Consider the following 12,156-nt stretch of genomic DNA (forward strand, 5'->3'; position numbering starts at 1 on the left):
TGTCTTAATTACATCGGCTTCTTGTGGTTGGTTATTTATTGATCCCGAGCTTTTTACCCATCCGATATAAGTTCCCGCGATCCATTTGTAAAAACTCCGCTGCTTTTGCCCAAACGCCACAAGTTTGGCTCAAAGCATGTTCAATTAAATCACGCTGATAGCTTTCTATTAGCTCTCGCATTGGCTGGCTTTCTTTAGGCAGATAATGCGATGTGTTTTTTACATCATCGAGAGCCAGTGAGGTGTCGAAATGGTTAAGCATGATCGTGCTCGCACCTTGTTGAATAGCGTGTAAAGCCGCGCGAGTTAAAGTGTGTTCGAGCTCGCGCACGTTTCCATACCAAGGTAAAGACTCCAGTTGAGTCAACACTTTAGGGTGAACGTGCAGATTGGGCGCATTAAATTGTTGGCGTACCTTTTCTAACAGATATCCGGCTAAAACGGGAATATCACCGTCACGGGTACGAAGTGGGGGGACTTGGATTGGGAACACGTTCAAACGGTGGAAAAGGTCTGCTCGAAATGCGCCAGCTTCGACTTCTTTTTCCAGCTGTCGATTGGTCGCGGCAATGATGCGCACATTGACCATCAAATGCTGATCGCTACCTACACGTTGCAGCTCGCCTTGTTGAATCACACGTAGCAATTTTGCCTGTAAAATCAAAGGCAGTTCGCCCACTTCATCAAGGAAAATCGTTCCGCCGTCTGCCAGTTCAAACTTACCGGCGCGGTGGCTATTGGCTCCAGTGAATGCGCCTTTGACATGGCCAAACAGTTCACTCTCAGCCAGACCTTCAGGCAGGGCCGCACAGTTTACGTAAATCATCGGCTTATCGCTACGATGAGATTGCGCGTGCACCGAGTGCGCGACCAGTTCTTTACCAGTACCGGTCTCTCCTGTGATAAGTACTGCGTAATCTGATTGAGCAACGGTCGCAATATTGTTTCGTAACTGGTTGATCTGCGGACTCAAGCCCACCATTTCGCCATGTTGAGAACGGGCTTGCTGGATAAGGGTTTGAGTGACGCTTTTTTGCTTCTGGTTTTGCGCTTTGAGCGCTTTTAATTGAGCAATGTTACGCAATGTCGCAGCGGTCAAAGCCGCAAAGGTTTCGATAGCGACAGGGTCAATGTCATCAAACGCGCCCACCGTTAGGGCATCCATAGTTAGTGCGCCAACAAGTTGGCCTTCTACATACAAGCTAAAGCCCATGCAATCGTGAACATCAATGCACTGGTCTTCGGTTAATAGTGTGCCGTCAAAAGGATCAGGCAGTGAACAATCGGCATCGAAACGCACCGGTTCGCGGCTATGAATAATGGCATCTAAGCGTGGATGCGCTTTGGGGAAATAGCGACGACCTAAGACCGAGCTGGATAAGCCTTTTACCGCGACAGGAGTCAGAAACCCATCCTCATCGAAGATAAACAGGCAACTAGCATCACATGGGAATACTTGCGCGACCCCATCAATGAGGTTTTGATATTGCTGTTCGTGAGAGCGATTAGAGCTGAGGTTTAGCGCGATATTAAGGAGTACGTGGTCAACAGTCGGAGTCATAACAAGCCCAAAGTTATCTGGAATGGGCTCATGCTAGCAACTTGATGTCATTTGAACATCGAAAGGTGTGGGAGATTGATGTTCCATTGACGACGATCAAACTTGATACAAATAGAATCGCGCAAGCCGATAAGTAAGCAATGTACGCTTGCGCGGATTAAGCTCTTTGAAACAAAACAGCAGACCAATGGAACGGAGTCATCGTGTTCAAATTAGCGAGGTACAACCCTTGCTTCATTACCAGACATGTTGATTTGAACCGCTTGGCCTGGCTGAAAAATCATGTTTGGGTTTGCTTCTTGAACGACAGAGATTATTTTTCCATCCTCTAAGCGAATGGTCAGATTCACACCATTTCGTTTCGCGGTTGCTTCAGCGGCTTTACTGCCGGCATAACCACCCAGCAGACCACCACCAATAGCTGCGATATCCGAGCCAGAGCCGCCCCCGACTTTTGAGCCTAATATACCACCCACGGCGGCACCAGCGATTGTACCTATGGCGTTGGATTGGGTAGAGGCATCAATGGTTACTGGTTCAACTTTTTCAATCGTTCCGTAGTAAACCTGCTGAACTTTGCGTGTGTCTGAAGAGCCGTATGCATCTCCGTACGGGTTAGGTGATGTACAGCCGCTAAGCATAACAATACAAGACATGATGAGCAGCATACCTAGCTTGACGTATTTTTTCATATAGCCTCCGAATGATTTCTCTCCATCCAAAGAGTATATACCCCAATTTAATATATGCTTTAGTGTTATATAAAACAGGTACTTAGCGGCTGTTCTCTCAAGAAAACGTGAACTTCTAAGTGGTTTAATGGCCTTTAAGCGTATGAAACCCAGAGTAAATACGTGTGAATGTGGTAAACCAACATGCTGCACCAAAGATATAAGCAATGACGGCAAAGTGTTGCGGTAACAAACAAAATAGCACCAAACAACCAATGGTTTCAGTACCTTCGGTTAAACCGCTCATGTAGTAGAGAGATTTGTGTTTATACACTGGATTATCGATGCCTTGTTTGCCTGCCATGATGGCAAAAGCCAAAAAGCTGCTTCCCGTTCCGACAAAGGAAAAAATCAAAAATGCCCCTGCAATGGCATTTTGTTCTGGGTTTGCTAACACAAAACCAAAAGGAATCAGGGAATAGAACAGAAAATCTAAGCTGATATCGAGAAAACCGCCCGCATCAGTAATGCCTTGAATCCTCGCCAGTGCACCGTCTAATCCATCACAGATTCTATTCAGCAAAATAAACAGCAACGCCAACAAGTATTGTTCGGCGATCAAAGCCGGCAGGGTAAAACAGCCAAGCACAAAGCCAAATACTGTCGTTTGATTTGCGGTGATACCACATTTGTCGAGGTATGTCGCACTGAGTGCCAGCGGTTTGCGGATGAGCTTTATACTTAGGCTATCAAGCATGATTTGTCTCCCACGGCCAGTTTAGACAACGGCTGCCATTGGGAATATCGTCTTCATCGTGCGTTACCATCAAAGTAGGGATGTTCGCTTGCTGTAATTGTTCGACCACCCAATTGCGAAATTGTACACGCAGGTCTTTATCCAACTTGCTATAGGGTTCATCAAGTAGCGCAACTTTCGGCTTTGCCAGCAGCATACGAGTCAATGAGATACGGGCGCGTTGTCCTCCGGAGATTTGATCTGGGAAGGATTCGGCAAGTTTGGTCAATGCAATGTTCTTCAGTGCTTGCATGGCGTGTGCTTTACGCTCCTCACCTTTGATTGAGTTTGGTAGCGCGAATGCAAGATTCTCCCACACCGTTAAGTGAGGGAAGAGCAAATCTTCTTGGAACAGAATACCAACCTGACGCTTATGTGCAGGGAGGGCATCCAACTGTTCGTTATCAAGCGTAATGGAGCCAGAGTAGTTGAACTCGGCGGAGAGGTGTCCAGCAATGGCATCCAACAAAGTGGATTTACCACAACCGCTTGGTCCCATCAGAGTAACAATTTCACCTTTCTCTACGGTCATGTTGAACGCTGAGAAAAGCGTGTCGCCATTGGTTTTACGGATGGCGAGGTTTTCGAGACAAAGACTCATTCAGTAGTAAACCTTTTATAGACAAGCGGCGATACTTCACGTGTAAGCGGCTTAGTAGTATCGCAAAAGAGAAGAACAAGAATGGCAGCAGAGCTTGCCAAATGGCGTAAATCGCGGTGACACGTCGGTCAAAACCACTGGATAGCGCAACGGCTTCGGTTGTGATGGTGCTAATGCGCCCCGCCCCTAGCACCAATGTCGGCAGGTATTGCGCCAGACTTACGCTAATCCCAACCGCCCATGCGAATGCAATCGCAGGTAGGAGGATTGGCAGTTTCACTTTTAACCAAGCTTGCATCGGTGTTTTACCCAAGCTGAGTGCGACGCGAGTTAAGCCGTTATCGAAGCTGCGCCACGGTCCGTCTAGCGAGAGGTAAATAAATGGGAATGCGAAGAATACATGCGCCCAGCATACCCAAAAGAAATACGCGTTACTGTTTAAGTACAGCGTCACTACTTGCATACCGAATAGCACCGATAGCTGAGGAATCAGCATTGGGATGGCGATGATGTAACCTGGCACCTGCCAGCGATAACGAAGGCGATACTCATGTGCGAACAAGGCAAGAGCTAGAGCGACGGTCGCGCTGATAACGGCAATCAGCATGCTCTGCTCCAGCGTGCCAAGAATGCTGTGCCATTCGTATTCCCAAAAACGCAGGCTATAGCGGCTCGGTATTAAATCTGGAAAGCGCCATCGTTGAGCAAAGCTCCATACCACCATGAGTGGAATCATTAGAAGTGCGAGTAGCGTAATCAGTGAAAACAGGGTCTTACCAGGTAAACGAAACCCGTTTCGACCAGAGTACTGCCAGCGTTTGAAGCCTTTGGTAATACACCATTCCATCAAGCGTGCAAATCCAATCAAAAGGCTAGCGATCGCAAACAACACTACCGCGCCTGCGGCAGCTCTTGGTAGAAGTGATAAATCTGGGTCGTTAAACCACTGCCATACCAAAACCGCAAACGTTGGTGGGTTGGTAGGGCCAATAATCAATGCAACATCGACAACCGACAAGCTGTAAGCCAATACTGCCAGCATTGGAAAGCGCAGTTTTGCTATCCATTGTGGGAACACGCACTTCCACCACGCTTGTGCCGAACTGTAGCCCATCGAATGACTGACTTTTTCAATCTTATCGACTTTCAATTGCTGAAGAATAGGAATACTCATCAACAATAAAAACGGCACTTCTTTAATCGCAAGCATGATGACCAAACCGAATGCATGCGGGTCTTTAATCAGCAATGCTAAGTCATTCACCGTTTGCGCATTGGGATCGTAACCAAACAGTTGGTTGAGAACACGAACGCCCATACCAGTTGGGGCAAACAAGAACGCAAAGCCAATCGCGAACGCGACGTGCGGCATGGCAAGAAGTGGCGAGAGGCTTACTTCAATTTTTCGCCAAAACTTGCTGCCCCACGATGCTTGCAAAATCGCAAATGTGATCAAGCAAGCCAAGTAGCTACTGAAAATGGCAGAGTAGAAAGTAAGCCCGATGGATGTCCAAACACCCTCCCAATCAAAAACAGCGTTAAAGCCATCTAAAGAAAAGTGGTGCAAGCCGATAGGAGGCACATAACCGAGCGCAGAGACCACCACTCCGAGTAGTCCCGGAATGGTAGGCAAAATACAAACTGCGATAATGACTAAATATAGCGCTCTTAACATGGGCTCTTACTAATTTCCGTAGCGTTTCAACCATTCTTTTTCTAAGGCAGATTGCCAGCTTGGATGCGGCTCAGCGATAGATTTGAATTGTTGAGTATGTTTAGCCGAACCTGTTAGGTATTGGCTGCTAAGCACTGAAGGATCGCCCCAGATGTTAAGGTTACCTTTGCGAGATTGTGCTTCAGGGCTCAATAAAAAGTTTATCGCAACTTGCGCACCAGCACTGGCATTTGCGTTCCAAGGAATCGCTAAGAAGTGAATGTTTGAGAGTGCACCTGCGTCCATCGCATACGCTTTGGTGGTTTCTGCAAGGTTACCGCTCGATTGCGCAGAGAAAACCGCATTCGGGTTAAAGGTAATCGCAAGATCAATCTGACCATCATCCAGTAGTTGAAGGGTTTCTGCTGTACCGCCTGGAAACTGTTTACCACCGCGCCAAGCGACTTTATGGAACTCATCTAGGTAAGCCCACAGCGGTTGAGTAACTTGTTCAAACGTGTCATCGGTAACTGGTTTTTGCAGAGCAGGGGCGTTGTTAGACAGTTCAATGAGTAATGCTTTAATAAAGCTTGTGCCATGAAACTCTGGTAGGCGAGGGTAAGTTAGGCGATTTGGAAACGCTTTTGCGTAACTCAGCATTTCAGCAAATGATCGAGGAGGGTTATGCAGGGTTTGCTCATCATGGATAAACACTAATTGCCCCACACCCCAAGGTGCTTCCAGACCTTCAGTCGGCTCTGAGAAATCCACATCAATTGGCAATGATTTATCGACGTATTGCCAGCTTGGCAAACCTTCAACAAAAGGACCAAACAGCAATTGGTTATCCTTCATTGATTTGAAGTTTTCGCCATTGATCCAAACCATATCAACACTGCCACCGCTGTTTTTACCTGCGGCTTTTTCTGCGATAAGTCGAGTGGTGGTCTCAGAAATATCGGTGACTTTAACGTGGTTTAGCGTCACGTTATAACGCGATTTTAGCTCTCTACTCGCCCACTGGATGTAGCGATTAATTTCCTGGCTTCCGCCCCAAGCATGAAAATAGACGGATTGCCCATCGGCTTGTTGTTCGATTTTTTGCCATTCACTAGCAACCGATGAGTTGGCAAAAGAAGATGTCGCGAAAGTGGTGGCTAAAATGCCAACGGTACTGAGTAGCTTTTTCATATCTATTCCGTGTTATGTCTTTTTATTCTCGTTTCCGGCGTTATTGACGTCTAAACAAGTCGCTCCGCTTTGTTACAAGGATAGTAATCCATCTCTCTCTATTATCAATGCCAATCCCAAACGGAATCACTCATTGATTCAAAGAATTATTCTCAATGTGAAGCAAAACGAAGAAAGGACAATTCTGGTGTCGTTTTAGGTATACAAGAGCGGACCGCTTGTTTGACGATATTCTTTCAAGTAATTGAAAATTATTGTCCTCAAGCAACTTCGATATGTTGATTTGGAAGACTGAACCCGCGTCGTAGACGTCGCGTTGAGGGCGTAAAGAGGAAAAGAGTTTGTCGTTTTAAACGATTTTGCTAACCGAAACGTGCGAAACAGACATCCTGCCTGCTTTGATATGGATTAGGAGGCATAAAAAAAGCAGCCATTTTATGGCTGCTCTTAGAATATGAAATGGGACTTAGTTTACCCAATCACGCAACTGAAACGTTAGTTCGTGAACGTCATTTTTAAGCATTAGCCCTTCTTTGGTTAGCGTTATATCACTCCATTCAGTAAGAGTTTCAGACATCGCTTGCTCAATTTTCATTTGGTCATCCATACACATCTTCATGGTCATTCCCATTTTTTCGATGCGTAGTTGATTGTTTTTTAGTTCAGCTTGACCAAAGAAGTTGTTACACCCCGCGTTACCATTTGCAGTCAGATTTTCTCCGATTTCTAAGCGAGGCGCTTGCTGACGCTCTTTTAATTCGATGTTTTTACCATCAATCTGAACCAGCTCCCAATTATGGTGCTGTAAATCTTGAGCCGTAATTTCTTTCACATTGTCACCGTTGCTAGCACATGCAGTCATAAGAACAGGAAGAGAGATTGCTGTAACTAACGTTTTTAGGCTAAGCTTCATTTTATAGACTCCGTTTTTAGAAAACGTGGTAAGTATAGGTAATAAAACACTGTTTTTGTCAGCATAAGGTAATAGTTTCGTATTACTGTGACAGAGTCCAGTTTATATACTCAAACGGCTTCAAGGTGCAAGATGTATAGCACTGTTGGGAGCGTATATTGAAGTCGTTATAATATCATTACAGCACAGCGAGCAAAAAACGGTTAGAGCATGGAGCAACTAGAGTTTTTTACCGTCCCAAACCCTTGCGTTGGTATTTGTAGTGTGGACGAAAAAGGGTATTGCAAAGGATGTATGCGTAAAAGAGAAGAGCGATTTAACTGGCTCACTTATACCCCTGCTCAACAGTTGCATGTAATTAAGCTATGCCGTCAGCGCTATAGAAGAAAGGTATTGGCAGGGAAGGGAAAGACAGAAGAGTCTCAAGAAGAATTATCACCACAGCAAGATCTCTTTTAAATTTCGAATTATCCCGGCTCGGCAATAATCAATGATGAGCCGGGACAGTATTAGCTCTTACTATGAAGTGCGTGTAAGGCAAGTTCGCTAAATTAGCGCTACTTCATTGACCAACGGTCACTGACCCATCCCCCAGCATGTTCGTCAAAGTGGCTTCCTGAAAATCGATGATTGAATTCAACATCTAATTTACTAGTAGGGCGTTCATCCATCAGTTGATGAATGTATCTCGCCATAGGGTCCGTGCAAGCTTCGCGCTCTCTACGGGTAACCACTTCTTTGATCATTTGAAGTCTGTAGCTATTGCTGGCTCGTTTCATTTTTGACCTCCTGAACTCGATGGCAGCAGTTTGAACATATTGACGTCCAGATCTCTGCTCATTGGTGAACGCTTGGCGGCGAATCACCTTCGTTTTAGGTCAAAAAGACAAATTGTTTGAGAGCAGTGTTTGTAACGCCATTCACATCTTTCCTAGAATCATCCACTAAGCTACGAAACTTCATAGCGAAAAGTCAGTTGATGAATCTGTATTTTCGAAAGACCTTATCAAACATAGAAGCCCAGCACATGGGCGTCAACAACACAAATGAATAATTTTTGAACACTTTATGAAGGGCGATAATTTTCAGCACTTTAACGAAAATAAAAAAACCGAAGCGTCACGCTTCGGTTTTTAGGGAGGCTCTGACGGAACAACTTCTAAAAGCGCTTCACGTCAGAGTGTAAGGTGTTTTTAGCTATTAGTTGCTGGGCAACCTTTCACAGCTTGACCGTTACTGAAGTACTTGATGTTTTCTAAGTTCTTGTTGTAGCTATCCGCAGAGATCTGTGGGTTATTTACGAAGAACTCACGTAAAACGTATGCATCGGTTAGCTGGGTAGATTGAACATCTATGATTGGGTAGTTATCGCCACCAGCAGCACTGAAGCTGATTACAGAGAATGTGTACGTTGCGTCTAGATCGAAGCCTTTATTGTTAATGTCGGTAATGGTTACTGAGCCAGCATCACAATTTACATCTAAAGTGATGTTATCTAGTTGAGCGTAAGCACCAGAGCCTGCAGATTTCGTCGCAACCACATCTAGGTATTCTTTAACTTCTTTACCTGTCATAGTTGCTTTAGTCACGAAGTTACCAAATGGCTGAACGGTTAGTACATCACGGTAAGTGATATCACCATCTTGGATTGAATCACGCACACCGCCAGAGTTCATCACACCAAAGTCAGCACCTACCGTTTTGTAAGTACGATATGCCTCGCCCAGTAGATGACCTAGGTTAGTTTGTTGAGAGCGAACTACGTTACGATCACCTTCTAACTTGCCCGTCGTATTAGAAATCTTCTCATCTAATAACTCTTGACCTTGCTGTTGGTATGGCAGTAGTAACGCTTTTACCGTCGCATCTTGTTGAATGCGTTCACCGATCACTTCATCGTTGTCGTCCAGAAGGTTTACAGGAATCAGTGCGTAGTTCGCTAAGTGAAGCTTGCCGTCATAGTATTCGAAGTCAGCACGACCCACATATTTACCCCACTCATGCGCTTGCATAATCCAAGTGCCTTTTTGTTGGTCTGGGGCACAATCATCCCCAGGTTTGAAATCAGCATACTCATTGGTACCTGGTTCCATACATACAGGGTTTTGTGAGTGACCACCGATGATAGCGTTTAGCTGTCCTTCTTCAAGAGAGCGAGCGAGTTTAACGTCACCTGGTGCTTCACTACCATTATTACCATCTTGGTAGTGACCCATGTGCGTCGTTGCAAATACTAGGTCTACTTTTTCGTTTTCTTCGATTTCCTTAAGTACTTTTTTGATTTCAACTTGAGGGTCTTCGAAGTGGATGTTTGATACGTTGTCTGGATTAACTAGCTTCGCTGTGTCCTGGGTGGTTAGACCAATAACAGCGATCTTAAGGCCGTTGATAGTAAATACTTTGTAAGGGTCGAAGTAACGCTCATTGGTATCTTTCTTATAGATATTCGCAGCCAGCATAGGGAAGTCAGCTAGCTCAGCTTGCATATCGAGAATATCTAGTGAGTTATCAAACTCGTGGTTACCGACAGCCATTGCATCGTAACCAAGTAGGTTCATCCCTACGAAGTCTGGAACCGCATCTTGCATGTCTGATTCTGGTACGCCGGTATTAATATCACCGCCAGACAGCAGAATGGTTTCACCGCCTTTTGCTTCGACTTCTGCGCGAATAGATTCGATTAAAGTGTGACGCGCAGCCATGCCATATTCGCCGTCGCTGTTATGCCAAAAGCGACCGTGGTTATCGTTAGTGTGGAGAACGGTGAACTTAGTACAAGAATCTGCAGTCTCGCAGGTTACTGGAGAATTATCGCTGTCTGAGCCGCATCCTGCTAGCGCAGCGCCCACTGCCATTACCAAAAGAGATTTGGAAAACTTCATAAGGGATCCTTTCTTTGTGATTTTGTTATTGTTACGGCGTGAAATATACGGAATTAATGTGAAACTTTAGTGATCTATCTCTTATTTATACTTCTATCGGAGAAATGAATTAATAAGCCTGCAAACTACGTCTCCAATTAAACAGAAATAGTTTTTAGTATATTGAAATTAGAGGGAGGGGGTTATTTTGTGAAGTGGCCAATTGAATGAATGTGGTTTGTGTGAATCAATGCGCATTTTTGCGAAGTATAGCGCTGATTTTGGTGATTATTTTGCCAAGTTCATGTTTTTCTTAGCAGCTATGACACAAATCGTTATAAATTTTCGCTCTGATGATGAGGGAAATGTTTTGTATATAAAATGATCACTGTAAAACCCAAACTCGTTTGATCTTGGCTTACTCTGTTTAATACAACCAGAAAGGGTATTTCTCTCTGTACTATAATTGCGACCGTTTAGAAATCTTATGCCTTAGATATCGTTTATTTATTCTTATTCGATACCTTACCGTGTTTATCCCGCTTTCGATACCCGGATGTTAAAACAAATAGATTCAATCTAATGAGCGAAAGTGAAACGTAAATAACGAGGCGTTTTCTTCGGATATTACGATGTGCACTATCATTGAATTAATGAAAATGAAATGGAGTAATGTAAAGCGTTGCATCTGTGGCTGCTCGCTTTGAGCTTCGATTTAAAGAGTAGGGTTGAAAGAATTTGTAAGTGGTGAATTTTAAGAAAGGATAGTAATGAGATACACAGTAAGGAACGCAGTCAGAGAGGAAGCAACTCAAATCGCCAAGATACATGTTGATTCGTGGCAGGTAGCATACAAAGGGTTAATGCCACAGAGCTACATCGATCAGTTTACGATTGAGCGCCGAGAAAGGATGTGGACGCGAGTCATGACTGAGCAACTGGCCCAATTGATCGTCGTTGAGAGACAAGGGGAAATCGTCGGCTTTTTAAGTTACGAACTACCTAACCACACCTGTGAAGATAAAACGGCGTGGGTAACATGTTGCTATGTCTCTCCTTTGCATTATGGGCAAGGGGCAGGGAGTGCATTGTTAGATGAACTAGAAACGCGCCTACTCTCTACGCCCGTTATGCAGATAAGCCTGAAAGCACTGGATACCAATAAACAGGGGCTTAACTTCTACAAGAAGTGTGGTTTTGTACGTACTGGAGAGGAAGAGGCGGAAATCATTGACCGTATGACGCTGACGGATCTCACTTTAGTGAAGTACATTGCCCGTTCGTAAATCAATTGTTATATGCCACATATAGTAAAACCCCGGAGGTGGTAAGACTCCGGGGTTTTGAAATTTTTTAGATGTCTCGGTTGGTAAGTCCGATTATCTTTAATGCAAAAGGTTTGGATTTAATCCGATTAATTCCTTGGTAGGGAATTAGATACGGATGAAGTCCATGTGTTCAACTTTTGGCTTGAACGCGTGACGTTGAACGTCTTGTGGCTTAACTTTAACTTCTTTGCCATCGATAACTAGAACTAGGCCTTCGTAGAATTCAGGCTTGTCCATTTGGTTTACGATGTCGTCGTGGTTAAGAACGATAGCTACTGCTGCTTCTTCACCGCCGTATACAACTGCAGGGAATTTGCCAGCGTGACGTAGGCGGCGGCTCGCACCTTTACCTAGTTCAGTACGTACTACTGCTTCGAATTTCATAGTATTTACTCTCAAATTAGTAAAAATCAAATGTTCACAATCAACAATGCGACCTTGTTGTTCGTGGTAAAGCTTGAAACAGGAACTGTTCAAGCGAGCGCGGATACTATCATTCCACTTATAAATGGGCAACCCAAATCGTATCCAAATCAACAAAAAGGTATGATTTGGCTAGGTGTAAGGCTATCCCTTTTAA

Annotated in this window: 12 protein-coding genes; 2 read left to right on the forward strand and 10 right to left on the reverse strand. The window is 44.6% G+C overall.

Translation table 11 applies throughout. From position 1 onward, the window contains the following. Nucleotides 1–31: 31 nt before the first annotated feature. The 7 genes from norR to MTR11_RS06570 all read right to left on the reverse strand — a co-directional run bounded on the left by norR (nt 32) and on the right by MTR11_RS06570 (nt 7,387). Complete coding sequence (gene norR / locus MTR11_RS06540; protein WP_243327165.1) at nt 32–1,561, reverse strand: nitric oxide reductase transcriptional regulator NorR; 1,530 nt, start codon at nt 1,559–1,561, stop codon at nt 32–34. Between the two features lie 212 nt (nt 1,562–1,773). Further along, nucleotides 1,774–2,253, reverse strand: a complete 480-nt coding sequence (locus tag MTR11_RS06545) for a glycine zipper 2TM domain-containing protein (protein WP_005393265.1) — start codon at nt 2,251–2,253, stop codon at nt 1,774–1,776. A 124-nt stretch (nt 2,254–2,377) separates the two neighbouring features. Continuing rightward, entirely contained in the window at nt 2,378–2,989 is a 612-nt protein-coding gene (locus MTR11_RS06550; RefSeq protein ID WP_226421800.1) for a CDP-alcohol phosphatidyltransferase family protein, read from the reverse strand. Further along, entirely contained in the window at nt 2,982–3,629 is a 648-nt protein-coding gene (locus tag MTR11_RS06555; protein ID WP_243327166.1) for an ATP-binding cassette domain-containing protein, read from the reverse strand. Before MTR11_RS06555 ends, MTR11_RS06550 begins: the two co-directional genes overlap by 8 nt. After that, nucleotides 3,595–5,304: an ABC transporter permease gene (locus MTR11_RS06560; RefSeq protein ID WP_243327167.1), complete on the reverse strand. Its 1,710-nt coding sequence runs from the start codon at nt 5,302–5,304 to the stop codon at nt 3,595–3,597. The genes MTR11_RS06555 and MTR11_RS06560 overlap by 35 nt, the downstream gene beginning before the upstream one ends. 9 nt (nt 5,305–5,313) lie before the next feature. After that, nucleotides 5,314–6,474: an ABC transporter substrate-binding protein gene (locus MTR11_RS06565; RefSeq protein ID WP_046874804.1), complete on the reverse strand. Its 1,161-nt coding sequence runs from the start codon at nt 6,472–6,474 to the stop codon at nt 5,314–5,316. 466 nt (nt 6,475–6,940) lie between these two features. After that, nucleotides 6,941–7,387: an META domain-containing protein gene (locus MTR11_RS06570; RefSeq protein WP_161445215.1), complete on the reverse strand. Its 447-nt coding sequence runs from the start codon at nt 7,385–7,387 to the stop codon at nt 6,941–6,943. A 210-nt stretch (nt 7,388–7,597) separates the two neighbouring features. On the opposite strand from MTR11_RS06570, the gene MTR11_RS06575 reads away from it, so the two are divergent. Further along, nucleotides 7,598–7,846 carry a DUF1289 domain-containing protein gene (locus MTR11_RS06575; RefSeq protein WP_243327168.1) on the forward strand — a complete coding sequence of 83 codons (249 nt, stop codon included), beginning with the start codon at nt 7,598–7,600 and terminating at the stop codon, nt 7,844–7,846. A 98-nt stretch (nt 7,847–7,944) separates the two neighbouring features. Here the strand turns inward: MTR11_RS06575 and MTR11_RS06580 are convergent, their stop codons facing one another. Both MTR11_RS06580 and ushA read right to left on the reverse strand, forming a co-directional pair. Beyond that, nucleotides 7,945–8,166, reverse strand: a complete 222-nt coding sequence (locus MTR11_RS06580; RefSeq protein WP_005393249.1) for a hypothetical protein — start codon at nt 8,164–8,166, stop codon at nt 7,945–7,947. A gap of 414 nt (nt 8,167–8,580) precedes the next feature. After that, nucleotides 8,581–10,269 carry a bifunctional UDP-sugar hydrolase/5'-nucleotidase UshA gene (gene ushA, locus MTR11_RS06585; RefSeq protein ID WP_243327169.1) on the reverse strand — a complete coding sequence of 563 codons (1,689 nt, stop codon included), beginning with the start codon at nt 10,267–10,269 and terminating at the stop codon, nt 8,581–8,583. Nucleotides 10,270–11,018: 749 nt separating this feature from the next. Here ushA and MTR11_RS06590 point away from each other — a divergent pair. Beyond that, complete coding sequence (locus tag MTR11_RS06590) at nt 11,019–11,534, forward strand: GNAT family N-acetyltransferase (protein WP_031780335.1); 516 nt, start codon at nt 11,019–11,021, stop codon at nt 11,532–11,534. Between the two features lie 147 nt (nt 11,535–11,681). Here the strand turns inward: MTR11_RS06590 and rplY are convergent, their stop codons facing one another. After that, nucleotides 11,682–11,960, reverse strand: a complete 279-nt coding sequence (gene rplY / locus MTR11_RS06595; RefSeq protein WP_005393245.1) for a 50S ribosomal protein L25 — start codon at nt 11,958–11,960, stop codon at nt 11,682–11,684. Between the last annotated feature and the right edge of the window lie 196 nt (nt 11,961–12,156).

This window comes from Vibrio sp. CCB-PB317, from assembly GCF_022808245.1.
Lineage (GTDB): Bacteria > Pseudomonadota > Gammaproteobacteria > Enterobacterales > Vibrionaceae > Vibrio > Vibrio diabolicus.

Excerpts from the sequence above, each read along its gene's own strand:
- MTR11_RS06545 (WP_005393265.1), bottom strand. The coding sequence starts at position 2,253 with ATGAAAAAATACGTCAAGCTAGGTATGCTGCTCATCATGTCTTGTATT.
- MTR11_RS06555 (WP_243327166.1), bottom strand. The coding sequence starts at position 3,629 with ATGAGTCTTTGTCTCGAAAACCTCGCCATCCGTAAAACCAATGGCGAC.
- MTR11_RS06565 (WP_046874804.1), bottom strand. The coding sequence starts at position 6,474 with ATGAAAAAGCTACTCAGTACCGTTGGCATTTTAGCCACCACTTTCGCG.
- rplY (WP_005393245.1), bottom strand. The coding sequence starts at position 11,960 with ATGAAATTCGAAGCAGTAGTACGTACTGAACTAGGTAAAGGTGCGAGC.
- ushA (WP_243327169.1), bottom strand. The coding sequence starts at position 10,269 with ATGAAGTTTTCCAAATCTCTTTTGGTAATGGCAGTGGGCGCTGCGCTA.
- MTR11_RS06590 (WP_031780335.1), top strand. The coding sequence starts at position 11,019 with ATGAGATACACAGTAAGGAACGCAGTCAGAGAGGAAGCAACTCAAATC.
- MTR11_RS06550 (WP_226421800.1), bottom strand. The coding sequence starts at position 2,989 with ATGCTTGATAGCCTAAGTATAAAGCTCATCCGCAAACCGCTGGCACTC.
- MTR11_RS06560 (WP_243327167.1), bottom strand. The coding sequence starts at position 5,304 with ATGTTAAGAGCGCTATATTTAGTCATTATCGCAGTTTGTATTTTGCCT.
- MTR11_RS06570 (WP_161445215.1), bottom strand. The coding sequence starts at position 7,387 with ATGAAGCTTAGCCTAAAAACGTTAGTTACAGCAATCTCTCTTCCTGTT.
- MTR11_RS06580 (WP_005393249.1), bottom strand. The coding sequence starts at position 8,166 with ATGAAACGAGCCAGCAATAGCTACAGACTTCAAATGATCAAAGAAGTG.
- norR (WP_243327165.1), bottom strand. The coding sequence starts at position 1,561 with ATGACTCCGACTGTTGACCACGTACTCCTTAATATCGCGCTAAACCTC.
- MTR11_RS06575 (WP_243327168.1), top strand. The coding sequence starts at position 7,598 with ATGGAGCAACTAGAGTTTTTTACCGTCCCAAACCCTTGCGTTGGTATT.